At 61.2% G+C, this 25,783-nt stretch carries 25 protein-coding genes; 14 read left to right on the top strand and 11 right to left on the bottom strand.

The annotated features are described in order from the left end of the window. The first annotated feature begins 3 nt into the window (after positions 1-3). From leuS to holA, 3 genes are read left to right on the top strand one after another with little or no spacing between them, the layout of a single operon-like run. Positions 4-2,631 carry a leucine--tRNA ligase gene (gene leuS, locus ASD01_RS18815; protein ID WP_034800149.1) on the top strand — a complete coding sequence of 876 codons (2,628 nt, stop codon included), beginning with the start codon at positions 4-6 and terminating at the stop codon, positions 2,629-2,631. Continuing rightward, on the top strand, positions 2,618-3,142 hold the full coding sequence (gene lptE, locus ASD01_RS18810) for an LPS assembly lipoprotein LptE (protein ID WP_034800148.1): 525 nt from the start codon (positions 2,618-2,620) through the stop codon (positions 3,140-3,142). Before leuS ends, lptE begins: the two co-directional genes overlap by 14 nt. Before the next feature lie 11 nt (positions 3,143-3,153). After that, complete coding sequence (gene holA, locus ASD01_RS18805) at positions 3,154-4,188, top strand: DNA polymerase III subunit delta (RefSeq protein ID WP_034800147.1); 1,035 nt, start codon at positions 3,154-3,156, stop codon at positions 4,186-4,188. Positions 4,189-4,396: 208 nt separating this feature from the next. Here holA and ASD01_RS18800 read toward each other — a convergent pair whose 3' ends face one another. The 8 genes from ASD01_RS18800 to hemE form a co-directional block, all read right to left on the bottom strand. Next, the gene (locus tag ASD01_RS18800; protein ID WP_034800146.1) at positions 4,397-5,287 is read right to left on the bottom strand and encodes a ParB/RepB/Spo0J family partition protein; all 891 of its coding nucleotides are present in this window, start codon (positions 5,285-5,287) and stop codon (positions 4,397-4,399) included. A gap of 35 nt (positions 5,288-5,322) precedes the next feature. Next, positions 5,323-6,117, bottom strand: coding sequence for a ParA family protein (locus ASD01_RS18795; RefSeq protein WP_060521519.1), 795 nt, complete (start codon positions 6,115-6,117; stop codon positions 5,323-5,325). A 14-nt stretch (positions 6,118-6,131) separates the two neighbouring features. Continuing rightward, positions 6,132-6,773, bottom strand: a complete 642-nt coding sequence (gene rsmG / locus ASD01_RS18790; RefSeq protein ID WP_034800144.1) for a 16S rRNA (guanine(527)-N(7))-methyltransferase RsmG — start codon at positions 6,771-6,773, stop codon at positions 6,132-6,134. Beyond that, entirely contained in the window at positions 6,770-8,653 is a 1,884-nt protein-coding gene (mnmG, locus tag ASD01_RS18785; RefSeq protein ID WP_034800143.1) for a tRNA uridine-5-carboxymethylaminomethyl(34) synthesis enzyme MnmG, read from the bottom strand. Before mnmG ends, rsmG begins: the two co-directional genes overlap by 4 nt. Positions 8,654-8,743: 90 nt before the next feature. Then, positions 8,744-10,072, bottom strand: coding sequence for a tRNA uridine-5-carboxymethylaminomethyl(34) synthesis GTPase MnmE (gene mnmE, locus ASD01_RS18780; RefSeq protein WP_034800142.1), 1,329 nt, complete (start codon positions 10,070-10,072; stop codon positions 8,744-8,746). A 369-nt stretch (positions 10,073-10,441) separates the two neighbouring features. Then, on the bottom strand, positions 10,442-11,707 hold the full coding sequence (gene rho, locus ASD01_RS18775) for a transcription termination factor Rho (RefSeq protein ID WP_089044254.1): 1,266 nt from the start codon (positions 11,705-11,707) through the stop codon (positions 10,442-10,444). Between the two features lie 194 nt (positions 11,708-11,901). Then, positions 11,902-12,444: a protoporphyrinogen oxidase HemJ gene (gene hemJ, locus ASD01_RS18770; protein WP_090426326.1), complete on the bottom strand. Its 543-nt coding sequence runs from the start codon at positions 12,442-12,444 to the stop codon at positions 11,902-11,904. After that, positions 12,441-13,472: a uroporphyrinogen decarboxylase gene (gene hemE, locus ASD01_RS18765; protein WP_034800139.1), complete on the bottom strand. Its 1,032-nt coding sequence runs from the start codon at positions 13,470-13,472 to the stop codon at positions 12,441-12,443. The genes hemJ and hemE overlap by 4 nt, the downstream gene beginning before the upstream one ends. A gap of 407 nt (positions 13,473-13,879) precedes the next feature. Between hemE and ASD01_RS18760 the strand changes: the two genes are divergently transcribed. From ASD01_RS18760 to dnaQ, 5 genes are read left to right on the top strand one after another with little or no spacing between them, the layout of a single operon-like run. After that, complete coding sequence (locus tag ASD01_RS18760; RefSeq protein WP_034800138.1) at positions 13,880-14,701, top strand: pyruvate, water dikinase regulatory protein; 822 nt, start codon at positions 13,880-13,882, stop codon at positions 14,699-14,701. 31 nt (positions 14,702-14,732) lie between these two features. Continuing rightward, the gene (locus ASD01_RS18755) at positions 14,733-15,332 is read left to right on the top strand and encodes a Maf-like protein (protein ID WP_034800176.1); all 600 of its coding nucleotides are present in this window, start codon (positions 14,733-14,735) and stop codon (positions 15,330-15,332) included. After that, positions 15,325-16,182 (top strand): shikimate dehydrogenase, encoded by an 858-nt coding sequence (locus ASD01_RS18750; RefSeq protein WP_034800137.1) that lies wholly within the window; start codon positions 15,325-15,327, stop codon positions 16,180-16,182. The genes ASD01_RS18755 and ASD01_RS18750 overlap by 8 nt, the downstream gene beginning before the upstream one ends. Then, positions 16,182-16,784 carry a dephospho-CoA kinase gene (gene coaE, locus ASD01_RS18745; RefSeq protein ID WP_034800136.1) on the top strand — a complete coding sequence of 201 codons (603 nt, stop codon included), beginning with the start codon at positions 16,182-16,184 and terminating at the stop codon, positions 16,782-16,784. The genes ASD01_RS18750 and coaE overlap by 1 nt, the downstream gene beginning before the upstream one ends. Continuing rightward, a complete protein-coding gene (gene dnaQ / locus ASD01_RS18740; protein WP_034800135.1) occupies positions 16,777-17,481 on the top strand; it encodes a DNA polymerase III subunit epsilon in 705 nt (234 codons plus the stop codon). Before coaE ends, dnaQ begins: the two co-directional genes overlap by 8 nt. Positions 17,482-17,543: 62 nt before the next feature. Here the strand turns inward: dnaQ and secB are convergent, their stop codons facing one another. Together secB and ASD01_RS18730 are read right to left on the bottom strand one after the other, a co-directional pair. Further along, positions 17,544-18,041: a protein-export chaperone SecB gene (secB, locus tag ASD01_RS18735; protein WP_060521526.1), complete on the bottom strand. Its 498-nt coding sequence runs from the start codon at positions 18,039-18,041 to the stop codon at positions 17,544-17,546. Positions 18,042-18,222: 181 nt separating this feature from the next. Beyond that, positions 18,223-18,720 carry an FxsA family protein gene (locus tag ASD01_RS18730; protein WP_034800132.1) on the bottom strand — a complete coding sequence of 166 codons (498 nt, stop codon included), beginning with the start codon at positions 18,718-18,720 and terminating at the stop codon, positions 18,223-18,225. Positions 18,721-18,850: 130 nt separating this feature from the next. Here ASD01_RS18730 and ASD01_RS18725 point away from each other — a divergent pair, with 130 nt between their 5' ends. The 5 genes from ASD01_RS18725 (at position 18,851) to gyrB (ending at position 24,181) form a co-directional block, all read left to right on the top strand. Continuing rightward, the gene (locus ASD01_RS18725) at positions 18,851-19,555 is read left to right on the top strand and encodes a Tim44/TimA family putative adaptor protein (protein WP_034800130.1); all 705 of its coding nucleotides are present in this window, start codon (positions 18,851-18,853) and stop codon (positions 19,553-19,555) included. A gap of 15 nt (positions 19,556-19,570) precedes the next feature. Next, entirely contained in the window at positions 19,571-20,674 is a 1,104-nt protein-coding gene (gene mltA, locus ASD01_RS18720; protein WP_034800125.1) for a murein transglycosylase A, read from the top strand. Next, the gene (locus ASD01_RS18715; protein WP_034800123.1) at positions 20,667-21,236 is read left to right on the top strand and encodes a Smr/MutS family protein; all 570 of its coding nucleotides are present in this window, start codon (positions 20,667-20,669) and stop codon (positions 21,234-21,236) included. Before mltA ends, ASD01_RS18715 begins: the two co-directional genes overlap by 8 nt. Beyond that, positions 21,233-21,610 (top strand): helix-turn-helix domain-containing protein, encoded by a 378-nt coding sequence (locus ASD01_RS18710; RefSeq protein WP_034800122.1) that lies wholly within the window; start codon positions 21,233-21,235, stop codon positions 21,608-21,610. The genes ASD01_RS18715 and ASD01_RS18710 overlap by 4 nt, the downstream gene beginning before the upstream one ends. A 135-nt stretch (positions 21,611-21,745) precedes the next feature. Continuing rightward, positions 21,746-24,181 (top strand): DNA topoisomerase (ATP-hydrolyzing) subunit B, encoded by a 2,436-nt coding sequence (gene gyrB, locus ASD01_RS18705; RefSeq protein WP_034800121.1) that lies wholly within the window; start codon positions 21,746-21,748, stop codon positions 24,179-24,181. A 64-nt stretch (positions 24,182-24,245) separates the two neighbouring features. On the opposite strand, the gene ASD01_RS18700 is transcribed toward gyrB, so the two are convergent. Continuing rightward, the gene (locus ASD01_RS18700; protein ID WP_034800120.1) at positions 24,246-24,842 is read right to left on the bottom strand and encodes a nitroreductase family protein; all 597 of its coding nucleotides are present in this window, start codon (positions 24,840-24,842) and stop codon (positions 24,246-24,248) included. Positions 24,843-25,088: 246 nt separating this feature from the next. Between ASD01_RS18700 and ASD01_RS18695 the strand changes: the two genes are divergently transcribed. Next, on the top strand, positions 25,089-25,783 hold a 695-nt coding region (locus tag ASD01_RS18695), incomplete at its 3' end, for an aldehyde dehydrogenase family protein (RefSeq protein WP_156623666.1).

Below are 25,783 nucleotides of genomic sequence, written 5' to 3'. Positions count from 1 at the left end.
GACATGTCTAGCGAACGATACAATCCGCGTGATGCCGAGCCCCGTTGGCAGCAGGAATGGGATAAGAACGAGGTCTTCCAGACCGAGAACGACGATCCGCGCGAAAAGTACTATGTGCTCGAGATGTTCCCCTATCCCTCGGGCCGCATCCACATGGGCCACGTGCGCAACTACACCATGGGTGACGTGGTAGCGCGCTACAAACGCGCCCGCGGCTTCAACGTGCTGCATCCGATGGGTTGGGACGCCTTCGGGATGCCGGCCGAAAACGCCGCAATGGAGCGTGGCGTGCACCCGGCCAGCTGGACCTACCAGAACATCGCCTCGATGAAGGCGCAACTGAAGGTTATGGGCCTGTCGCTCGACTGGAACCGCGAGTTCGCCACCTGCGACCCCGCCTATTACCAGCGCCAGCAGTACCTGTTCCTGGACTTCCTGGAAAAGGGCCTCGTCTACCGCAAGCAGTCCAAGGTCAACTGGGACCCGGTCGACAACACCGTGCTCGCCAACGAGCAGGTGATCGACGGCCGTGGCTGGCGCTCCGGCGCGCTGGTCGAACAGCGCGAACTGACGCAATGGTTCTTCCGCATCACCGACTTCAGCCAGGAACTGCTCGACGCGCTCGATACACTGGATCAGTGGCCCGAGAAGGTGCGCCTGATGCAGAAGAACTGGATCGGCCGCTCCGAGGGCCTGTCGCTGCGTTGGGAAATCGTCGAAGGCACCGCCGGCGACGCAACCGAGCTCACCGTCTACACCACCCGTCCGGACACGCTCTTCGGCGCCTCCTTCCTGGCGATCGCCGCCGATCACCCGCTGGCAAGGCAGGTGGCGGCCAGCAACCCTGAGGTCGATGCATTCTGCGAGGAATGCCGCCGCGCCGGTACCTCCCTTGCCGCGCTGGAAACGGCAGAGAAGAAGGGTATCGACACCGGTATCCGTGCCAAGCATCCGCTCGATCCGAGCTGGGAGCTGCCAGTTTATGTCGCCAATTTCGTGCTGATGGACTATGGCACGGGCGCCATCTTCGGCTGCCCCTCCGGCGACCAGCGCGACCTCGACTTCGCGCGCAAATATGACCTGCCGGTCGTTCCCGTCGTCATGCCGAGGGACGGCGATGCCGCGACCTTCGCCATTGGTGACGAGGCCTATATCGGCGACGGCGTGATGATCAACTCGCGCTTCCTCGACGGCCTGTCGACGGAAGACGCTTTCGAGACCGTTGCTTCGAAGCTCGAGAAGGAAATGCTCGACGGTGCGCCGCGTGCCGAGCGCAAGGTCAATTTCCGCCTGCGCGACTGGGGCATCTCGCGCCAGCGCTACTGGGGCTGCCCGATCCCGGTCATCCATTGCGAGGACTGCGGCGTGGTACCAGTTCCGAAAGCCGACCTGCCGGTCGTGCTGCCGCCGGACGTTACCTTCGACAAGCCGGGCAATCCGCTCGACCGTCACGCCACGTGGCGCCACGTCGCCTGCCCGCACTGCGGCAAGGACGCCCGTCGCGAGACCGACACGATGGACACCTTCGTCGATTCGTCCTGGTATTTCACGCGCTTCACCGCACCCTGGGAAGACAATCCGACCGACCCCAAGGTCGCCAACCACTGGCTGCCGGTCGATCAGTACATCGGCGGTATCGAGCACGCCATCCTGCATCTGCTCTATTCGCGCTTCTTCACCCGCGCGATGAAGGCCACCGGCCATGTTGCCGTCGACGAGCCGTTCAAAGGCCTGTTCACGCAGGGCATGGTCGTGCATGAAACCTATAGCCGCGGCGAAGGCGCCCAGCGCGAATGGGTGACGCCGGCCGAGATCCGCATCGAGGAGATCGATGGACGCCGTAGCGCGACGCTGATCGAAACCGGTGAGGAAATCACCATCGGCTCGATCGAGAAGATGTCGAAGTCGAAGAAGAACGTCGTCGATCCCGACGACATCATCGCTTCCTATGGCGCTGATACCGCCCGCTTCTTCGTTCTCTCCGATTCGCCGCCGGATCGTGACGTGATCTGGTCGGAAGCCGGTGTCGAAGGATCGCATCGCTTCGTGCAGCGCGTGTGGCGTCTGATCAGCGAAGCGGCCGAGAAGCTGCGGGCAATCGAGGCCGCCCCGGCGCTCGAAGGCGAGGCTCTCGCTGTTTCGCAAGCCGCGCACAAGACGCTGCGCGCGGTCGAGGCCGACTACGACAAGCTCGCCTTCAACAAGGCCGTGGCGCGCATCTACGAGCTCGTGAACACGCTTGCCGCACCGCTGACCCAGGTAGCAGCCGGCAAGGCCGACGCGGCCCTGGCGGGGGCTGTGAAGGATGCGACGACGATCCTGATCAACCTCATCGCACCGATGATGCCGCACCTCGCCGAGGAATGCTGGCGCGAGGTCGGGGGCGAGGGCCTGATTGCGGAACGCGGCTGGCCGGCTTTCAACCCCGCTTTGGTCGTCGAGAACGAAATCACCATGCCGGTGCAGATCAATGGCAAGAAGCGCGCCGATTTGACAATCGCTCGCGATGCGGATCAGAGTGCGATCGAAAGCGCCGTCCTGGCGCTCGATGCCGTCAAGTCCGCGCTCAACGGCAGCAGCCCCAAGAAAATCATCGTCGTGCCCCAGAGGATCGTCAATGTCGTTGTCTGATAGAGCTGGTTTCCGTATCCGGTCGATTCCGGTTCTGGCTGGCGCGCTCATGTTGACCGCGCTCGCCGGCTGCCAGGTCCGGCCGCTCTATTCCGACCCGGTCGGCACCTCGACGGCACTGGCGGCGATCGAGATTTCCGAAGCCACCGACCGTGTCGAGCAGGAAGTGCGTAACGCGCTGATCTTCCTGGCCGCAGGTGGTCAGGGCGAGCCCGTGAATCCGCAGTATCACCTGGCGCTCACCGTCACCCACCGGTCGATGGGCGTGCTCTACGATCAGGCCAAGGACCGCGCCGGCGCCGGCCGTATCGTCGTCAAGGCGGACTACAATCTGACGAAGATCGGTACGGGCGAGACCATCAAGTCCGGCAACCGCACCGCCGTTGCTCTCGTTGACTTCCCGGTCCAGGAATTTGCCAAGGTGCGCGCCGTTCGTGACGGTGAAAACCGCGCAGCCAAGGAACTCGCCGAGCTGATCCGGGCCGACATCGCCGCGGCTCTCAGCCGCTAACGGGTGTCGGCATGAGCGAGGTCAAGTCGCACGAGTTCGACTCCTTTCTCCAGAAGTCAGCCGGAATCTACCGGCTTTTCATCCTCTACGGGCCCGACCGCGGGCTCGTCTCCGAGCGTGCCACTGCAATCGCCGCCCGTTGCGGCGTGCCGCTCGACGATCCGTTTTCCCTGTTGAAGCTCGATGTCAGCGAACTGACGCAATCGCCCGGGCGGCTGCTCGATGAAGTAAACTCGATCGGCCTCTTCGGTGGAGAAAAGCTCGTCTGGGTCCGTGGCGCAGCCAATGAAAAGCCGCTGGTCGATGCGTTGCAGATCCTTTCGTCCGAGCCACCGACCGGAAGCTATGTGATCGTCGAAGCCGGCGACCTCAAGAAGGGCTCCGCACTTCGAAAGATCGGCGAGAGCGCGCGTTCGGTCGCCTGTATCGCCTGCTACAGTGACGACGCGCGCAGCCTGCAGGCGCTGATCGACAAGGAACTCGGCGACGAGAAGCTGGGCATCAGCACCGCAGCACGGCAACGGTTGCTGGAGGCGCTCGGTGGCGACCGCCTGGCCTCACGAAACGAGCTGCGCAAGCTTGCGCTCTACTGCCGTGGCAAGTCCACGGTGGACGAAGAAGACGTGCTCGATATCGTTGGGGATGCCAGCGCCATCTCCGTCGACGATGCCGTCGATGCCGTGCTGAAGGGCGACCTCGATGGATTGCTGCATGCGATGCAGAAGATCACCACATCCAAGACGCCGGCCTTTCTGGTGCTGCAGGCGTGCCTGCGCCAGTTTCAGCAGCTCGATGTGATGCGCGCCGAGATGGATGCAAGCCGCCAGCAGGCGGGGCAAGTGATCGCGACGCTGGGGCGTGGGCTGCACTTTCGCCGCAAGCCGATCGTCGAGGCAGCCTTGAAGCATTGGTCGAGCCCGGCCATCCGCCGCGAGCTCAATCGCCTGCAGACGACCATCTTTCAGAGCCGCAGCCGTGCGAGCCTGGAGGAAAGCCTGGTGCTGCAGAACCTGATGGCGATCGCGGTGCAATCGGCGCGACGCTGACCTGCCTCTGTCGACCCAGTCCCGTTACCGCAGCCTAGTGCTCGAATTTCGCCAACAGGTCTTCAGGCTGCATGAGGGAGATGGGTGGACCTCGCCGTCCGAAATTCAACTGGACGCCAAAAGATCTCATCATATCAAATAATTAGGCGCGCCGCTCGTTGGAGAGACGCGCCATCAATACGCCTAAGCAAAAATACGCACGAGTGGCTTATCGCCGCTCGAGCAGCCGGCAGATTTCTTCCAGTTGATCCAGCGTCTTGTAGGCGATGCGCAAATGACCACCGGATGCCTTGTGGTTCACGGTAACCTCAAGCCCGAGGCTATCCGACAACGTGCGCTCGAGCGCTAGCGTATCGGCATCCTTCTCGTCGCGACGGACGGTCTTGCCGTAATTCGGATCGTTCTGCGCGCGAATATCGTTCTGCGCGATGCGCTCGGCGTCACGCACCGAGAGCCCCTTGGCAATGATCGTCCGGGCGAGGGTAGCCGGATCCGAGGTCGGAATGAGTGCACGGGCATGTCCAGCCGAAAGCGCGCCTTCCGACAACATGTCCCGAACAGGTTCCGGCAGTTTCAAAAGACGCAGGCTATTGGCGACATGGCTTCGGCTCTTGCCGATGATCTCGCCGAGATCGTTCTGCGTATAGCCGTGCTCTGCGATCAACTGCTCGTAGCCAAGCGCTTCGTCGAGCGGATTGAGATCCGAGCGCTGGACGTTTTCGACGATAGCGATTTCAAGCGCCGTGCGATCGTCGACGTCGCGAATGATAACCGGGATTTCGGTGAACCCGGCCAGTTGTGCGGCACGCCAGCGGCGCTCGCCGGCGATGATCTCGTAGCGATCGACGCCGATGGTGCGAGCAACGACAGGCTGGACAATACCATGCTGACGGATCGAATTGGCGAGATCCTGGAGTTCGGCTTCGTCGAACTGACGACGCGGGTTGCGCGGGTTGCGCGATACGAACTCGATCGGCACGCGCCGATCCGGATTGACCGGGGCAGGGGCAGCTGCCCCTGTTTGCAACGGCTGATCCATCTCGCCGATCAACGCGGCCAGTCCGCGACCAAGCCGCCTCTTCGAGCTATCGTCGTTCATATCGTCACCCGAGTTAAATTACGCTACCGAAATGATTATGCCGCTTTGCGCTGGCGCTCGCGTTGAATGACTTCGGAGGCCAGTTGCAGATAGGCCTGACTGCCAGCGCACTTCAGATCATAAAGAATGGCCGGCTTGCCATAGGAAGGCGCTTCCGAGACGCGAACATTGCGCGGGATCAGGGTGTGGTAGACCTTGTCGCCGAGATGCGTCCGCACATCGCTAACAACCTGCTGTGCCAGGTTGTTGCGCGAATCGAACATGGTCAGGACGATGCCCTGGATATCCAGGCTCGGATTCACGGTTCGGCGAATCTGATCCACTGTCTCCAGCAGCTGGCTCAGACCCTCGAGCGCGAAGAACTCGCACTGCAGAGGGACAAGCACCGAATGGGCGGCCGCCATCGCGTTCATCGTCAGCAAGTTGAACGATGGTGGGCAATCGACGAGCACGTAGGAATATTCCATCGCGGCGGGGCTAACCAAGGCCTTGCGTAAACGGAAGACACGATCCGGTTCCTGCGAAATTTCCATCTCGACGCCGAGAAGGTCCATGGTCGATGGAATGATCGAGAGGTTCGGAACGGCTGTCTGTTGAGCGATCTCGCCGATCCCGTGCGATCCCATCATCAGCTCATAGGATGACAGGTTCCGATCGCGGCGTTGAATGCCGAGCCCGGTGCTGGCGTTGCCCTGCGGGTCCAGATCAACGATCAGAACGTGTTCGCCGATAGCCGCCAATGCGGTCGCCAAATTGATGGCGGTCGTGGTTTTGCCGACGCCGCCTTTCTGATTTGCGATTGTGATGATCCGGTTTTTGCCACCAAACATGTTTCCGCTCGCGATCACTGGGCCCTGCGCGCCAGATTTGCGATCTCGAGCACGACAGAATCCGGCTCGACCACGCTTGGATGTTTTACCAGATCAAACTGATAGCGGCCAACGGCTTTGTCGATTTCGCGCTGGTAATCCCGCCCTTTGTGGAAGTAGGCGACCGCTTTCTGCTCCTTCGCCGTCATCCATGGCGCAGAATAGTCGAGCAGCAAGGTCAAATCCGCGAGCGCGCGCGCCGAAACCGCGTCCGCGCGGGGAATCAATGCGCCTGCTTCTTCGATTCGAACCGGGTGAACCGAGCCGCGCGCACCCGTCTCGGCCAGAGCTACACGCAGAAAGGCAGCCTTCTTGTTGTTGCTTTCAACGAGATGGACCCAACCGTCGCCAAGTTCGGCGAGATAGATCGCCGTGATGACACCTGGAAAGCCGCCACCGCTGCCGAGATCGACCCAGGTCTTCGGACCGGGCGACAACTGCGCGAGCTGCAAGCTATCGACAATGTGCCGACGCCAAAGATCCTCGATAGTGGACGGCGCAACAAGATTGATCGACTTCGCCCACTTCTGAAAGAGCTTGGCAAAATGCTCCAGCCGTTCATTCGTTTCACGTGAAACACGCAGTCCGTTCAACACATCGATTGGACTCGCCTTCATTGTACGCCGGCCTTTTCTTCACGTTCTACGGTTCGGTTCTGACGCTTCACCCACGCCAGGATCAGCGATGCTGCTGCCGGCGTCATACCGTCGACCTTCATCACGTGAGCCAGATTGCGGGGCGCCTGCTGCTTCAGCTTCTGCTTCAGCTCGTTGGAGAGGCCCGAGAGCATATCGAAGTCGAAGCCATCGGGTATGGCAAGATTTTCCTCGCGCTGAATGCCGGCGATATCCGCTGCCTGCCGATCCATATAGACCGCATAGACCGCATCGATCTCAAGCGCCTCAACGACGCGCGGACCAATCGACAACAGCTCGGGCCAGATGGGCTGCAAGCCGGCAATCGACTGATCGGGATAGGACAGGATCTCGAAAGCAGTGCGCCGTTGGCCATCCTGGTTGAGCTTAAGGCCATGACGGTTACCTTCAGCCGGGGTTACCGAGAGGCCTTTCAACAGGGCACGTCCTTCGTCGAAACGCGCGCGCCAATCGACAAAGCGTTCGCGCCGCGCAGCCGAGATGCAGCCGACCTCCATTGCAAGCGGTGTCAGGCGCGCATCGGCATTGTCGGCCCGCAGCGACAATCGATACTCCGCGCGGGAGGTGAACATGCGATAGGGCTCGGTGATCCCGCGCGACGTCAGGTCGTCGATCATGACACCAATATAGGACTGCGTTCGGCTGAACACGATTTCGTGACGGTTGGTCGCGGCCAAGGCGGCGTTCAAGCCGGCAACAAGACCTTGCGCGCCGGCTTCCTCATAGCCGGTCGTACCGTTGATTTGACCGGCGAGGAAAAGCCCTGGCATCTTGCGGACGGCAAGGGTCGCGTTCAGTTCACGCGGGTCGACGTGATCGTACTCGATGGCATAACCAGGCTGCAGTATCGCGACATTCTCCAATCCCGGGATCGTCTTGATAAAGGCTTCCTGGATGTCAGCCGGCAGCGACGTCGAAATGCCGTTCGGGTAGATCGTATCGTCGTCGAGACCCTCCGGTTCCAGGAAGATCTGGTGGCCATCACGCTCGCCGAATCGTACGATCTTGTCCTCGATGGACGGACAATAGCGCGGTCCGACACCCTCGATCTGTCCCGAGTACATCGCCGACTTGCCGATATTGTCGGTAATAATCTTGTGCGTCTCTTCCGTCGTCCGCGTCACACCGCAATCGATCTGGCGATTCACGATCCCGTCGGTCATGAACGAGAAGGGCACGGGATCTTCGTCTGGACCTTGCCGGCCAACACGCGCCCAGTCAATGGTGCGTCCATCCAGGCGGGCGGGCGTTCCGGTCTTCAGGCGGCCGAGCCGCAACCCAAAACGCAGCAAGGTTCCCGAGAGCCCGACGGACGGTTCCTCACCGACGCGACCGGCCGGTATCTTCTGATCGCCAATATGGATGAGGCCCTTCAAGAACGTGCCCGTCGTCAGAACAACGGAGTTCGCTTGAAAGCTGCGGCCGTCCTTCATGACGACACCGTGGATGCGGCCTTGCTCTTCCAGAAGGTCGAAGGCATCGCCCTCGATAACGGTCAGATTCTCGATGGCAGCGATCTCCCGCTGCATGGCTTCGCGATAGAGGCGGCGATCGGCTTGCGTACGCGGTCCGCGCACTGCCGGACCCTTACGGCGGTTGAGCAAACGAAACTGAATACCGCCGGCATCAGCGACGCGCCCCATCAAGCCGTCCATCGCGTCGATCTCGCGGACCAGATGTCCTTTTCCCAAGCCGCCGATCGCCGGGTTGCAGGACATAACGCCGATCGTGGATGCCTTGTGCGTGATCAACGCTGTGTTGGAGCCCAGACGCGCAGCCGCAGCCGCGGCTTCGCAGCCGGCATGGCCACCGCCAATGACGATTACGTCAAATTGCATCATTGCCTCTTCTCCGGGGTTGACCCGGCACGAATCGTTTCACGTGAAACACAACGAAGGACTCGCACACGTTGTATTGCACTGGCCTACTGGTTATTTCCCGATACAGAATTCAGAAAATATCACATCGAGAAGGTTCTCAACATCCACGCGGCCGGTTATCCGTCCAATTGCGTCGCCAGCAAGGCGCAACAGTTCCGCGCGTATATCCAGCCCCAAGTCCTGACTTGCCAAGCTGTCGTCGATCGACCGCTGCGCCTGCCGGAGACTATCGACATGGCGCCGCCGCGAAGGCAGCGACAGCGAGGTCCGCCCACTGAGATCCGGCAGGTGCGCCGCGATCGCGTCCAGCAGTCGCTCCATGCCTTCGCCGGTTCTCGTCGAGACCAACACATCCACGGCCCCCTCGCGCCAGCCATCACTGCCGCGATCAAGTTTGGTTCCAACCCGTAGCACGGGCGTCGTGTCGGATGGGAAGTCGGACATGACATCAAAACCGTCCGGCGCATCGGCCAACAGCAAGATCAGATCTGCTCTCTCGATAATTTCTCGTGCGCGACGAATACCTTCTTGCTCTACTCTCTCGTCGGTTTCCCGCAGCCCCGCCGTATCGTAGAGCTTAACGGAGAATCCGGCTAAGGAAACGTCCACGGAAAGAACGTCGCGGGTCGTACCAGCAATCTCGGTGACGATTGCAATGTCACGCTGGGCCAGTGCATTGAGCAAGCTCGACTTGCCGGCGTTCGGCGCACCGGCGATGACGATCTTCAGGCCGTCGCGGATGATCTCCGCGATCGGCGCATCGGCAATATGTGCTGCTATCTCTTGCGACAGCATGGACATATCCTGCCAGATGCGCTCGCTGACCGAGCCCGGCACATCGTCTTCATCGGCAAAATCGAGCTCGGCCTCGATCATCGCCCGCGCATGGGTCAAGCGCTTCGCCCAGCCGGCATAGATCTTTGATTGTCCACCGCCGGAGTGTTCGATCGCGAGCCGGCGCTGCATCTCGGTTTCCGCAGCAATCAGGTCGGCGAGACCCTCCACCTCGACCAGGTCAAGCTTGCCGTTCTGGAAGGCGCGGCGCGAAAACTCACCGGCTTCCGCATGGCGCAAACCCTCGAGCTTCGAGAGTTCCTCAAGCAAGGCGTTTACTGCCGCCCGACCACCATGGATCTGAAGCTCGGCGCAGTCTTCTCCTGTAAAGGAGGCAGGTCCGCGAAAATAGAGAACAAGGCCGCTGTCGATGACATCGCCGTTACGGGACCGAATCGATCTAAATGTCGCCGACCGAGGTGTTGGCACACCACCACACAACGCCTGCAACACCGCTTCGGTGCGCCCGCCGCTGATACGCACGACTGCGACGCCGGCGGGCAGAGATCCGCTGGAAAGCGCATAAATCGTGTGCGTCGCTGTCATGGGCTCACCTGAAAAGACCGCGGACACGCAGGGCGCGTCGATGGTCGATGCAATGGGGATCGTCGAAGTTCCGGACCGGATCGTTCCGCTTCGCGGAGCGCGCTCACGCGGGGCAAACGCTATCTCAATGGGTCGGCGTGCTTATGCCGAAAGAATGCCGAAATTTCAAGGCCTCGCCGTATCCTCGTATTTCACGGTGCGCACGTGTTTCACGTGAATCAGCAGAAACGGTGTCTGTCTGATTGCGGGCCTAGTCGGAGATTGTTGCGAAACCGAATCGAATGACCGGAGAATCCGGCTAAGGTTTCGAAACGAGAAAACCGGCCGACGCGTGGTCGACCGGTCCCAAAGTCGGATGATGAACGCGTCTTAGGTGTTCATCGAGTCGAAGAAATCGCCGTTGTTCTTCGTCTGCTTGAGCTTGTCGATGAGGAACTCGATCGCGTCGGTCGTGCCCATCGGCGCCAGAATACGGCGCAGCACGAAGATCTTTTGCAGATCCTGGCGCGGAACGAGCAGGTCTTCCTTACGCGTACCGGACTTGAGAATGTCCATCGCCGGGAAGATGCGCTTGTCGGCGACCTTGCGGTCGAGCACGATTTCCGAGTTGCCGGTGCCCTTGAACTCTTCGAAGATGACTTCGTCCATGCGGCTGCCGGTGTCGATCAGCGCCGTCGCGATGATCGTCAACGAGCCGCCTTCTTCGATGTTACGGGCGGCACCGAAGAAGCGCTTCGGGCGCTGCAGAGCATTGGCGTCGACACCACCGGTCAAGACCTTGCCCGATGACGGAACAACGGTGTTGTAGGCGCGGCCGAGGCGGGTGATCGAGTCAAGCAGGATAACGACGTCACGGCCGTGTTCCACGAGGCGCTTGGCCTTCTCGATCACCATTTCGGCGACCTGTACGTGGCGGGTCGCCGGCTCGTCGAAGGTCGAGGACACGACTTCGCCCTTCACCGAGCGCTGCATGTCCGTCACTTCTTCGGGACGTTCGTCGATCAGGAGAACGATCAGGTAGCATTCCGGATGGTTCGCGGTGATCGAATGGGCGATGTTCTGCAGGAGAACAGTCTTACCGGTGCGCGGCGGAGCGACGATGAGGCCGCGCTGGCCTTTGCCGAGCGGCGCAACCAGGTCGATGACCCGGGCCGACAGATCCTTCGAGGTCGGAACGTCGAGTTCCATCTTGAAGCGCTCGTTCGGGTAAAGCGGCGTCAGGTTGTCGAAGTGAACCTTGTGACGGATCTTTTCCGGATCGTCGAAGTTGATGGTGTTGACCTTGAGGAGGGCGAAGTAGCGCTCGCCTTCCTTCGGTCCGCGGATCGGACCCTCGACCGTGTCGCCCGTCTTCAGCGAGAAGCGGCGGATCTGGGAGGGCGAGATGTAGATATCGTCCGGACCGGGGAGGTAGTTTGCATTCGCCGAGCGCAGAAAGCCGAAGCCGTCCTGGAGCACTTCAACGACGCCTTCACCGATGATCTCGATATCCTGGGCCGCGAGCATCTTGAGGATTGCGAACATCAGCTCCTGCTTGCGCATCGTGCTGGCGTTCTCCACCTCGAGCTCCTCGGCGAAAGCGAGCAGATCGGTCGGCGTCTTGTTCTTGAGTTCTTGTAGCTTCATTTCAGCCATGAAGGATCCATGTTTGGTATGGGTAGTGGGGAGATGGCGAGTATTCGTTAGGGAGCTGCAGCAGGAAGGGGCAGGCTCTTGTCTTTGTCACAAGCCATGAAGAGGAGATGGCAGAAAATAGCGATTCACGTGAAACCCTGCAAGGGGCTGTCGCAAATTAGAAACGCCTATGACAGGCCGCAAATCGATTAAATTCAGAATGGCTTCACGACGACCATGATGACGATGAGGATCATCAAGACGGTAGGCGCCTCGTTCATCAACCGCCAATAGCGCGCATCGTGCCTGTTCTCGTCGCGCTGAAAGGCGCGCACAGCACGGCTGAAACGCATGTGGACACCGGTCAGCAGCACCACGAACAGAAGCTTGGCATGCAGCCACCCACCCTGGAAGCCATAAATGCTCCAGGCCAGATAAAGCCCGAGCACCCAGGAAATCATCATGGCCGGGTTCATGATGACTTTCAGGAGCCGCAACTCCATCATCTTGAAGGTTTCCGACTGGGCGGAGCCGGGCTCCGCATCCGTGTGGTAGATGAACAGCCTGGGCATGTAGAGCAACGCCGCCATCCAGGACATCACGGCGATAACATGCAGCGCCTTGATCCAGAGATAGAGATCATCCGGGCGCCAGACGAACAGACCGACGAGAAGCGCCACGAACGCACCAAGCGCGATCGCTGCCCTGAGCCGCGCCCTGTTGCCCGGCGCCCGGTCGGTCTGCTTCTCCGCCATCACCGCGCTCCACGAACCCGGGCAACCAGCGCCGAGACATGATCGGGATCGGCCTGCGGCGTTATGCCATGGCCGAGATTGAAGATCAGCGGACCGTGACCGAGTGCGTCGAGAATGCGGTCAATGCCTTCCTCAAGCGCCACGCCGCCGGCAACGACCCGCATCGGATCGAGATTGCCCTGTATCGGCCCTTCCTTCTGCAGATCCTTCGCAAAGGAAAGCGGAACGGTCCAGTCGAGACCGATCGCGTCAGCACCGGTCGCCTGCCGATATCCGTTCAACAGCTGCCCCGCGCCCTTCGCAAAGGCGATGATCCTTGCCTGCGGCCGCTGCGCCCGAACGGAGGCGATGATCCGCTGCACCGGCTTGACGGCGTAGCGGGCGAATTCCTCCTCACCGAGAACACCTGCCCAGGAATCGAAGATCTGCACGGCATCGGCGCCGGCATCGATCTGTCGCACGAGATATTCAGCCGATACATCCGCCAGAAAGCCGAGCAGATGATCGAAGGCTTCGGGATTGCGATACGCGAAGAGACGGGCAGGGGCCTGGTCCGGCGTCCCCTGGCCGGCGATCATATAGGTCGCAACCGTCCAGGGAGCGCCACAGAAGCCGAGCAGGGTCGTTTCCGAGGGAAGCTCTGCGCGCAACCGCGAAACCGTCTCAAAGACCGGCTGGAGGTGTTCAGAGATGCCCTCAGGCTTCAGGAGACGGATACCATCAGCATCGATCGGGTCCATTCGTGGCCCATGGCCTTCCTCGAAGCGCACGTTGCGTTTCAGCGCATCGGGAATGACCAGGATGTCGGAGAAGAGAATGGCGGCATCGAAAGCGTAGCGACGGATCGGCTGCAATGTGACCTCGACTGCGAGATCGGGCGTGTAGCAAAGATCGAGGAAGCTTCCGGCTACGGCGCGCGTTGCCCTGTACTCGGGCAGGTAGCGTCCCGCCTGGCGCATGAGCCAGATCGGAGGAGGTGACACCGTCTTCCCTACCAAAACCTCCAGAACCTTTCTGCGTGTTTCGGTCACGGATCGTCTCTCCCAATTAAAAATCAAAGATATTTAGAAGGTTTCTATTTCTTAGAGTCGGTGGGTATCAAGGATTAAAACAACGCACTGACTTGTCCACGACCGGCGATCACGACGCTCAGCGAAGGGACAATGAGTTCGATCTCTGGAAAAACAGCGTGGTCAATCTCAGAAAGGCATTTTGAATCAGTTCTTTAAGTCGCGTTCGATTTTTGACGCGCCTGTGGAAAAGCAGTTGATATCCGTGACACTTTGTCCGCGCCGTGAGTCTTGTCCACATCCGCCACGAAACAATGTCCGCCGCAGCCCCAATTGTGAATAACTCGGCTGTTTTCCACTTGCCTGGATCCAGGCCCCGTCGTTAGCTGTGTTTCATCCCGGCTTATCAACAGCACCAGGAGAATTGCGTGGAGAACAAGAAAAACTACTTCCACCTTCACCTGATTTCGGACTCAACGGGCGAGACTCTGATTGCCGCCGGGCGCGCCGCCGCGGCCCAATTTCAAAGCTCGCATGCGCTCGAGCACGTCTATCCGCTGATCCGGAACCGCAAACAGCTGCTGCAGGTTCTCGACGCGATCGACGGCGCACCGGGCATCGTTCTCTATACAATCGTCGACCGCGAACTCGCCGATATCATCGATCGCCGTTGCCGCGAGATGGGCGTCCCTTGCGTCTCCGTGCTGGATCCCATCATCGACCTCTTTCAGTCCTATCTGGGATCCCCGTCGCGGCGGAGATCCGGTGCTCAGCATGTGATGGATGCGGAATATTTCGCGCGCATCGACGCGCTCAATTTCACCATGGACCATGACGACGGTCAGCTGCCGGCGGATTTCGACGACGCGGATGTCGTCCTCATCGGCATCAGCCGGACGTCGAAGACGCCGACCAGCATCTATCTCGCCAACCGTGGCATCAAGACAGCGAACATCCCGATTGTCCCCGGCGTACCGTTGCCTGAAAGATTGATGGAAGCGACGAAGCCGCTCGTCGTCGGGTTGATCGCGACGGCCGACCGTATCTCGCAAGTGCGCCAGCACCGGGTGCTCGGAACGACGCAAGGCTTTCACGGCGATGAGTACACCGACAAGGCCTCGATCACCGAGGAACTGAAATATGCCCGGTCGCTCTGTGCGCGCAACAATTGGCCCGTCATCGATGTCACCCGCCGTTCGATAGAGGAAACGGCAGCGGCAATCGTTGCCCTGCGTCCACGTCTGCGTTAGAGCGGATTCGAACAATTCGGGAACTTGAATGATGACATCTTCGCTCGTCCTGGCTTCGGCCAGCCCGTTTCGCCGGGCGCTCCTGGAGAATGCCGGCCTGGTCTTTGAAGCGAAGGCAGCCGAGATCGATGAGCGCGCGCTGGAAAAGCCGCTTGAGGATAAGGGCGCTGCGCCCGAAACCGTTGCTCTGGAACTGGCGGAAGCAAAGGCGCGCGATGTCGCCAGGTATTTCGCAGACGCGCTGGTGATCGGTTCCGATCAGACAATGTCATTGGGGCCGCGGGTCTACCACAAGCCGAAGACCATGGCGGAAGCCGCCGCACATCTGCTTTCGCTCTCCGGCCAGACGCACCGCCTGAACAGTGCCGTCGTCCTTTTGTGTGGCCAAGACGTCATCTGGCGCCATGTGTCTTCCGCCCACATGACCGTGCGCCCGCTGACGGCAGATTTCGTCGAGCGTCATCTAGAGCGTGTCGGCGAAAAGGCGCTTTCGAGCGTCGGCGCCTACCAGCTGGAAGGCGAGGGCATCCAGCTCTTCGAAAAGATCGAGGGTGACTACTTCACCATCCTCGGTCTCCCGATGTTGCCGCTGCTTGCCAAACTCCGTGAACTGGGAACGATCGATGCGTGATTCACGTGAAACATTTGTTAACCACGCCTTCGTCACCGGCTATCCGATCAAGCATTCCCGGTCGCCGCTGATCCATGGCTATTGGCTGAAACAGCTCGGTCTGCCCGGCAGCTATCGAGCGCACGAGGTCAAGCCGGAAGAATTCGCCGCCTTCATTGCCAGCCTCAAGGACGGGACATCCGGTTTCTGCGGTGGCAATGTGACCATCCCCCACAAGGAAGTGGCCTGTCGGCTGGTGGATCAGCCGGATGAGCTCAGCCAGGAACTCGGCGCCGCCAACACGCTGTGGGTTCAGGACGGAAAGGTGCATGCCACCAATACCGACGGCCGCGGCTTCGTTGCCAATCTCGACGAGCGGGCGGCCGGCTGGGACCGGACGTCGACGGCAGTCATACTCGGCGCCGGCGGCGCAAGCCGGGCGATCATCCAGGCTGTTCGTGATCGCGGCATCAAGACGATCCATGTCGTCAATCGCACCGTCGAACGGGCGCAGGAACTTGCCGACCGGTTCGGTCCGGCGGTGGAAGCCCATCCGATGGGCGCACTCAAGGACGTGATGACCGGCGCAGGCCTGTTCATCAATACCACCTCGCTCGGCATGGACGGCAGCGAAGCACCGGCGATCGACTTCGGCGTTATGGCTTCGAGCGCAGTCGTCACGGATATTGTCTATGTTCCGTTGAAGACGCCGATCCTGGCGCAGGCAGAGGTGCAGGGCTTTGCGATCGTCGACGGTTTGGGCATGCTTCTGCACCAGGCGGTGCCCGGCTTCGAACTCTGGTTCGGCTGTCGGCCGACGGTGGACGCCGACCTTCGACAATTGATTATCGACGACATGGACAGGCACTGATGATTATCCTTGGGCTCACCGGATCGATTGCCATGGGCAAGTCGACGACCGCCCAGATGTTTCGCGACTTCGGCGTGCCGGTGAACGATGCCGACGAGGTCGTGCATCAACTTTATAGCGCCGAGGCGGTGGCGCCGGTGGAAGCGGCGTTTCCCGGAAGCACGAAAGATGGAAAAGTCGATCGCGCCGAACTCTCGCGCCAGCTCATGCAGGCGCCGGAACGGCTGCGCGAGCTTGAGGCGATCGTCCATCCGCTGGTGCGCCGCAAGGAGCAGGAGTTCCTCGCGGAAAACCAGGCCGCCAGCGCGCCCTTCGTCGTCCTCGACATTCCTCTCCTTTTTGAAACGGGTGCGGACAAGCGGGTCGATCGCGTCGTCGTCGTGACCTGTTCGGCCGAGCTGCAGCGCCAAAGGGCGCTGAAGCGCCCAGGAATGACCGAGGAAAAACTTGCGATGATCCTTGCGCGTCAGGTGCCGGACAGCGAAAAGCGTAAACGCGCCGACTACATCATCGATACCAGCGACAGTTTCGACGTCACCCGGGCCCAGGTGAAGGCCGTCGTCGACCAACTCGCAGCCAGAAACGGAGACGCGGATGCGTGAGATCATCTTCGATACGGAAACGACAGGCCTCGACAATCGCGAGGACCGGGTGATCGAAATCGGCGGTGTCGAGCTCGAGAACCAATTTCCGACCGGCCGCACGCTGCACATCTTCATCAATCCCGGCAACCGCAAGGTTCACCCGGATGCGCTCGCCATCCACGGGATCACCGACGAGTCCCTGAAGGACAAGCCGCCATTTGCCGATGTGGTCGACCAGATCCTCGAGTTTTTCGGCGACGCCCGTTGGGTCGCTCACAACGCCACCTTCGACATGGGCTTTATCAACGCCGAGTTTGCGCGTCTGGGCATGCCGCCGATCGCCATCGAGCGCGTGACCGACACGCTGGCGCTTGCCCGCCGCAAACACCCGATGGGGCCGAACTCGCTGGACGCGCTTTGCCGTCGCTACGGTATCGACAACTCGCACCGCGCCAAGCACGGCGCGCTTCTCGACTCCGAACTGCTGGCGGAAGTCTACATCGAGATGATCGGCGGCCGTCAGGCAGCACTCGGCCTTGTGTCCAGCAGATCGACCGATCAGGCAATCGAACTCGACGACGCGCCGATCCTTATCGGCCAGCGGCCGCGTCCCTTGCCGAACCGGCTCTCGGAGGCGGACCTGGCCGCCCACGCGGCGTTGATCGCGAAGATCGGCGCCAAGGCGATCTGGGCAAAATACGACCCCCAGGACTAAGGCAGATACGAAAAAGCCCGGCACATTGGCCGGGCCTTTCGTTTCAGCAATCTGAAATTCGATCAGTTTGCGGTTTCGTTCGAAACCTGGGCGCGGACCTTTTCTTCGGCCATGCGCTGAGCGAACATCTGCGCGAAATCGATCGGATCGATCATCAGCGGCGGGAAGCCGCCGTTGCGGGTTGCGTCGGCAACGATCTGACGGGCGAACGGGAACAGCAGGCGCGGGCACTCGATGAAGAGCAGCGGCAGCATGTGCTCCTGCGGGAAGCCGGCAACGCGGAAGACGCCGCCATAGGCGAGCTCGACGTTGAACAGGACGCGGTCGCCGTCCTTGGCTTCTGCGTTCAGCGAGAGCACGACGTCGAAATCGTTCTCTGCGAGCGGGTTGGCATTGACGTTGACGTTGATATTGATCGACGGCGCCTTGTCACGGGCCTGCAGCGAACGCGGCGCGCCCGGGTTTTCGAAGGAAAGGTCCTTGATATACTGGGCGAGGATGTTCAGCGTCGGGCTCTGCTGCGCGCTGCCGTTGCCGTTGGATGCGGTATCAGTCGTCATAAGGGTTCCTCGACAAAAATAGGTGAGGCCATCTAGCATTTCGGCCTAGGGCTTACAACCCTGCGGGCCCGGCGCTTTCCAGCGGGCGCTGGGTTTCTGCTCCAAGCGGAAAGCGGAAAGCATGCTCCGGAATATGGGCGATAGAGTGCCGTTCGCGCATTCTGTCACCGTGGCCTCTTGGCTAGGGCTGGCGGCGATCGCCGACCTGCGGCGGATCCTCGTCGTCCGTTCGCGAGAATTCGCCCTCATCGAGATCGATGACGCGCGGCGAGGGGCGCGGTTCGTGCGGCCGTGTCCAGCCGGCACCGGATGCCGCGGTCACGATCGTCATTCGCTTGCGCAGGAAACCGGCAACCGCATTTCGAACGAAAGGCAGAAACAGCAGGAGGCCGATCACGTCGCTGACGAAGCCCGGCACCACCAGCAGGATCGCCGCGACGAACAGCAATGCGCCGCCAAGCACCTCCCGGCCCGGGTCGCTACCGTTGCGCGTGGCGTCCTGCATTCGCCGAATGACGGTAAATCCCTGGACTCTCAGCAGGATAACGCCGACAAATGCACTGGCAAGAACCAGCAGCAACGTCATCAGGAGGCCGATCTCTCGGCCAACGACAACGAAACCGGCGATCTCGGCCAGCGGAAGCCCGAGGATGGCAAGGGGGATAAGAAATGAACGCATCGATGCTGCCCGAAAATGAAACCTGGTGTCACATCCCCGTCTAAGGGTGCGACATCGCCATTTGAATGATCTATCCTTGCGGACTATATGGAATAGCCACGAGAAATTCTAACAGCGGTTCCGGGTGGAAATGGGCTCTTTTGACTTCATCACGTTTTTTTTCCTGATCGCCGCGGTGGTCATTTTCCTGCAACTGCGCAGCGTCTTGGGCCGCCGGACCGGGAGCGAGCGGCCGCCGTTTGATCCGTATTCGCCACGCGACATGAGCCAGGGGCCGGAAAACGGCGACAAGGGCAAGGTCGTGCAGCTGCCGCGCCGCGAAAATGCGGACGAAGAAGCAAACCGCTACGAAATGATCGACGCTTTCGCCAAGACCGGAACGACGCTCAACACCCAGCTGCGGGCGCTGAGCGACGCGGATCAGGGTTTCGATCCCAAGGAATTCGTCAACGGCGCCAAGATGGCCTACGAGATGATCGTCATGGCTTTCGCGGACGGCGACCGAAAGACGCTGAAGAATCTGCTGTCCCGCGAGGTCTATGAAGGCTTCGACGCCGCGATCACCGATCGCGAGCGAAAGGGCGAAGTCGTCAAGTCCACCTTCGTCGGCATCGACAAGGCAGATATCATTCACGCCGAAGTGAAGGACAGCGAAGAGAACATCACCGTTCGCATCGTCAGCCAGCTGATTTCGGCGACCTATGACAAGCAGGGCGGTTTGATCGACGGCGACGCCGAGTCGGTTGCGGAGGTCAACGATCTCTGGACCTTCGCGCGCGACATTCGTTCGCGGGATCCGAACTGGAAGCTGATCGCCACCGAATCCGAAAACTGAGCGGACGCGGTACCGATGTCCTATCGATTTGAGCCAGCCCGTTTCGCCGAGCTTCCGGGCTGGCAGCATGATGATCCGACCGCGGTGATCGAGGCGATGCGTCGCTGTCACCAGCATGTCTCGACGGCCAAACCCTATCGCACGGGTTCTCTCGGGATTTCAGTCGACGATCTTTTGCCGGCCTTCTCCGCCTCGCGGCAGCAGGTTGGTAGCGGAGAGAACGCACGGGCGTTTTTCGAAGCGCATTTCGTCCCCTTCCGGATCGTGCCCGAAACGGGTTCCGGTTTTGTCACGGCCTTTTACGAGCCCGAGATCGATGTCCGCGCCGAAGCGGACGAGACCTATCGTTATCCGCTCTACCGCCGACCGGACGATCTGGTCGATGTTCACGATGGCAACCGGCCGGAGGGGATGGATCCCTACTTCGCCTTCGGTCTCTCCGAGGGTGGCCGGATCAGCGAGTATCCGGACAGGCAAGCGATCGAGCAGGGCCATCTGGCCGGCCGCGGCCTGGAGATCGCCTATGCGAAGTCCAAGGTCGAGGTCTTCTTCGTTCATGTGCAGGGTGCCGCACGGCTCCGGTTTCCGGATGGTTCGCGCCGCCGCGTCACTTATTCGGCCAAGACCGGGCACTATTTCTCAGCCGTTGGCAAATTGCTGATCGAGCGCGGCAAGATCGATGCCGCCACGGTTTCGATGATGAGTATTCGCGACTGGCTGGAAGCGCATCCCGAAGAGGTCGATGAGGTTCTCTGGCACAACCGGTCATTCATCTTCTTCCGCGAGGCAGACGTCGAGGACGAGCGGCTGGGGCCGATTGCCGCCGCCAAGGTCTCGCTCGAACCGAACCGCTCATTGGCAGTTGATCGGCTGATCCACACCTTTGGCGTTCCTTTCTTTATCGCGAGCGAGAGCCTGACGCGGCTCGATGACGGAAAACCTTTCCAGCGTCTGATGCTGGCGCTCGATACCGGCTCGGCGATCGTTGGCCCGGCTCGCGGCGATATCTTTACCGGATCCGGTTTCGAGGCCGGTGAGCGGGCCGGAGCGGTTCGCAACGCAGCCGACTTTTACGTCTTCGTTCCCAAGGCGGCCGCGGCCCGTTACGGCCATGGCTAAGGACAAGAAACTTTCGGCCGAGGATCGCATTCTCTGGGGCAAGGTTGCTCGTTCGGCGAGACCGATGGCCGGCCGGCTCGCCGACCTGATGGAGATTCTGGCCGAGGACGAACAGGCAAAACCTCCGGAAGAGGCGAAGGGCAAGCAGCGGCCGCAACAGCCGGCAACAGCTCTCGAGCAGCCGGGCATAGCGCTGACGAAGAAGCTCGGCGAAAAAGTGCATCATCCACTGGAGCGGCCGGTCAAGCGCAAGCTGGCAAAGGGGCACCTGGTGCTTGAGGGCCGGATCGACCTGCACGGCATGATCCAGAGCGAAGCGCACGGACTTCTTCTGCAGTTTCTGCTGCGGGCGCACGAGCGGGGGCTGCGACATGTGCTTGTCATTACCGGCAAGGGCACCTCGTTCGGCAGCGACGGCGCCTTGAAGCGGGCGGTGCCACTCTGGTTCTCGCTTCCCGAATTCCGGCCGCTGATTTCGTCCTATGAGCCGGCCGCCCGTAATCATGGCGGCGACGGCGCGCTCTACGTCCGCCTGGCGCGGGTGAGAGGCAGCGCGCTATGACGCCCTTCGGCCAGGCTCTGCGCGACCTCAGGCGCCGCAAGGGCGTGTCGCAGAAGGAGATGGCAAAGGCGATCGGCGTCTCGGCCGCTTATCTCTCGGCGCTCGAGCATGGAAAGCGCGGTGCGCCGAGCTTCGACTTCCTCCAGCGCGTCACCGGTTACTTCAACGTGATCTGGGACGAGGCGGAGGATCTGTTCCGCATTGCCAACGTCTCCTCGCCAAAAACGGTGCTCGACACGTCGGGTCTGACGCCGGAGCACACGGCCTTTGCCAACCGATTGAGCGAACAAATTCGCGCTTTGTCTCCGGAGACGATCCGCAAGCTGCAAGATGTTTTGGAAAAAGCCACATTTCCTGATAATGACAGGGGATGAATGCTTGTTTCCGGCCGCCGCGCGGCGGTCCGGGATTTGGAACCCTGGACAAATTTTCTATAGTCCAAGAGGCGTCCGAGACGTGATTCGCAACGAATCACCATGTCCGAAGAACCTGGAAAGACCCGTAGCTGAATGACCGACAATCCTGAGACCGAAACCGGCGCCAGCGCCGAATATGGTGCCGATTCCATCAAGGTGCTGAAGGGCCTGGATGCCGTACGCAAGCGGCCGGGCATGTATATCGGCGACACCGACGACGGCTCCGGTCTGCACCACATGGTGTACGAGGTGGTGGACAACGCGATCGACGAAGCGCTTGCCGGCCATGCCGACATCGTGACGGTGTCGCTCAATCCGGACGGCTCGGTGACGGTAACCGACAACGGTCGCGGCATCCCGACTGACATCCATAAGGAAGAGGGCGTCTCGGCGGCCGAGGTCATCATGACCCAGCTGCACGCCGGCGGTAAGTTCGACCAGAACTCCTACAAGGTTTCGGGCGGCCTGCACGGCGTCGGCGTGTCGGTGGTCAATGCGCTTTCGGTTTCGCTCAAGCTGAAGATCCGGCGCGCAGGCAAGATTCACGAGATGAGCTTCACCCACGGTGTCGCTGACGGCTCTCTCGCCGTTACCGGCGACGCCGGCGATGAGACCGGGACCGAGGTGACGTTCCTGCCGAGCAGCGAGACCTTCACCAAGACCGAGTTCGACTACAACACGCTCGAGCACCGCTTGCGCGAACTCGCGTTCCTGAATTCAGGCGTTCATATCATCCTCACCGACAAGCGCCATTCGGACATCCGCCAGGACGAGATGATGTACGAGGGCGGTCTTGAGGCCTACGTCGCCTATCTCGACCGCGCGAAGAAGCCGCTGGTACACAAGCCGGTATCGATCCGCGGCGAGAAGGACGGCATCACCGTCGAAGTGGCGATGTGGTGGAACGACAGCTATCACGAAAACGTGCTCTGCTTCACCAACAACATCCCGCAGCGCGACGGCGGCACGCATATGGCGGGCTTCCGTGGCGCGTTGACCCGGCAGGTCACGTCCTATGCCGATACGTCCGGCATTACAAAGAGAGAAAAGGTCACGCTCCAGGGCGAGGACTGCCGCGAAGGCCTGACGGCCGTGCTTTCGGTCAAGGTTCCCGATCCGAAGTTCTCGTCGCAGACCAAGGACAAGCTGGTGTCGTCGGAAGTGCGACCGGTGGTCGAAAGCCTCGTCAACGAGGCGCTCAGCACCTGGTTCGAAGAACATCCGACCGAAGCCAAGATCCTCGTCGGCAAGGTGGTCGAAGCCGCTGCCGCCCGCGAAGCTGCCCGCAAGGCGCGCGAACTGACGCGCCGCAAGGGCGCGCTCGACATCTCGTCGCTGCCGGGCAAGCTGGCGGACTGCTCCGAGCGTGACCCGGCAAAGTCCGAAGTCTTCCTGGTGGAAGGGGACTCGGCGGGTGGTTCGGCCAAGCAGGGCCGGTCGCGCGAAAACCAGGCGATCCTGCCGCTGCGCGGCAAGATCCTCAACGTCGAGCGCGCGCGCTTCGACAAGATGCTGTCGAGCCAGGAAATCGGTACGCTGATCACCGCGCTCGGCACGTCGATCGGCAAGGACGAGTTCAACGCCGACAAGCTGCGTTACCACAAGATCATCATCATGACGGACGCCGACGTCGACGGCGCCCACATCCGCACCCTGCTGCTCACCTTCTTCTTCCGACAGATGCCGGAACTGATCGAGCGCGGCCACATCTACATCGCCCAGCCGCCGCTCTATAAGGTGACGCGCGGCAAGTCGGCGCAGTATCTGAAGAACGAGCAGGCGCTCGAAGACTACCTGATTTCGATGGGTCTCGAGGAAGCGACGCTGCAGCTTGAATCGGGCGAAGTCCGCGCCGGGCAGGACCTGCGCGAGGTGATCACCGATGCCTTGCGCTTGCGTAACCTCATGAACGGGCTTCACTCGCGCTATAATCGGGCGATCGTCGAGCAGGCGGCCATCGCCGGCGCGCTGAACGTCGAGCTCAACGGCCAGCGCGACGAGTACGAAAAGACCGCCGCCGAGATCGCACGTCGTCTCGACGTGATCGCCGAGGAAACCGAGCGCGGCTGGACCGGCACAGTTACCAGCGAAGGCGGGTTGCGGTTCGAACGCATGGTTCGCGGCGTCAAGGAATTCGCCGTACTCGACATGGCGCTGATCGGTTCGTCCGATGCCCGCTATATCGACCAACTGGCGTCAAAGTTGAAAGAGATCTACTCGGCACCGCCGGTATTGCGTCGCCGTGACGGCGCGCAGGAGGTCAGCGGCCCGCGTGCGCTTCTCGACGCGATCTTTGCCGCTGGCCGCAAGGGCCTGTCGATGCAGCGCTACAAGGGTCTGGGTGAGATGAACGCCGAGCAGCTCTGGGAAACGACGCTCGATCCGAACGTCCGCTCGCTGCTGCAGGTCCGGGTTACCGACGCCACCGACGCCGACGGCCTGTTCTCGCGTCTGATGGGAGACGAGGTTGAGCCGCGTCGCGAGTTCATTCAGGAGAATGCGCTGAGCGTCGCAAACCTCGACATCTGATCGAGGCCTATGCAGAGACATAAAGAAAATCCCGGCCTCAGAGCCGGGATTTTTCGTTGGCGCTTCATTCGCCCTTGAACTGGCCCTCGAAGGCGAATTCGCCGACTGGGTTGCGTTGGCTCGGGATTTCGCGTGCGCGCAGATCGTCCGGCAACGTCGAGGAATCGGCAAGCCGGCCGATCGCAACGGCGGCTTCGACCCGGTAGTGCTCGGGAACGTTCAGGGCGTGCATCGCCTTGTCGCGATCGATACCGGCCATGCCATGGGTGTGCCAGCCCGCGAGCGAGGCCTGCAAAGCGAGGCTGTACCAGGCCGCCCCAGTGTCGAAGGCGTGGGTATAGGCGTGCCGCATCTCGCCGTTCTGTGCTGCATTATGCGTTCTTGAAATCACGATCAGAAGTGCTGCCGCGTTCTTCGCCCAGCGCTGGTTTCCCTCATCGAGCGTGTCGAGCAGCACCGGGAAGCGATCTGTGCCGCGGCGCGCATAGACGAAGCGCCAGGGTTGCCGGTTGCTGGCAGACGGCGCCCAACGCGCCGCTTCGAAGAAGGAAAGCAGGGTTTTTTCGTCGATTTCCTCATTGGTGAAGGCGCGGGGCGACCAGCGCTCGATGAACATGGCATCGATCGGATGGTCAGCTTTTCTGTTGTCGGTCGCCGTCATGGACAAGCCTCTTCTCGGTGTCGCGTGAACCTGGGAACGCCGCTGGACCGACTGGCGGCCCATGGTTTGATTCGTTTCGAACGCTACATGAGGACGGATGGCGAAGAAACGGGTTGGATGCATGGAAACGTGAGCGCCCGCGCGCCTTGTGCGCCTCAGGAAATTGCATAAACGGCGACTCGAGGTCATTGCCGTTTCCAAGAAAAAAGTTGTATAAGTTCTGTAGGATTTGAGAGAGGACGGATCATGTCGTTTAAAGACCCATCATTGTTTCGCCAGGCAGCCCTCGTTGGCGGCGCGTGGATCGAGGCGGACGCGGCAAACGCGATCGAGGTGAACAACCCGGCGACGGGCGAGATCATCGGCCGGGTGCCGAAGCTCGGCGCCAAGGAAACCAGGGCTGCGATCGAGGCCGCGCGYGTCGCCCRGAAGACCTGGGCAGCGCGCACGGCCAAGGACCGCGCCGGCGTGCTGCGCAAGTGGTTCGAGCTGATGATCGAGAACAAGGACGATCTCGGCCGCATCCTGACGCTGGAGCAGGGCAAGCCGCTCACTGAGGCGACCGGCGAGATTGTCTACGGTGCAAGCTTCGTCGAGTGGTTTGCCGAAGAGGCGCGCCGCATCTATGGCGACCTGATCCCCGGCCATCAGCCCGACAAGCGCATCCTGGTCATGAAGCAGCCGATCGGCGTCGTCGCGGCGATCACGCCCTGGAACTTCCCCAATGCGATGATCACCCGCAAGGCCGGCCCGGCCTTTGCCGCCGGCTGCGCCATGGTGTTGAAGCCGGCTGCCCAGACGCCGTTCTCGGCGATCGCCATTGCGATCCTTGCCGAGCGTGCAGGCCTGCCGAAGGGCCTCTTCAGCGTCATCACCGGTTCTGCCCGCGAGATCGGCGCCGAGATGACCTCGAACCCGGTCGTGCGCAAGCTCACCTTCAC

It is taken from the genome of Ensifer sp. Root423 (assembly GCF_001426275.1).
Classification (GTDB): Bacteria; Pseudomonadota; Alphaproteobacteria; order Rhizobiales; family Rhizobiaceae; genus Ensifer; species Ensifer adhaerens.
This window is presented reverse-complemented; position numbering and strand designations above follow the sequence as displayed.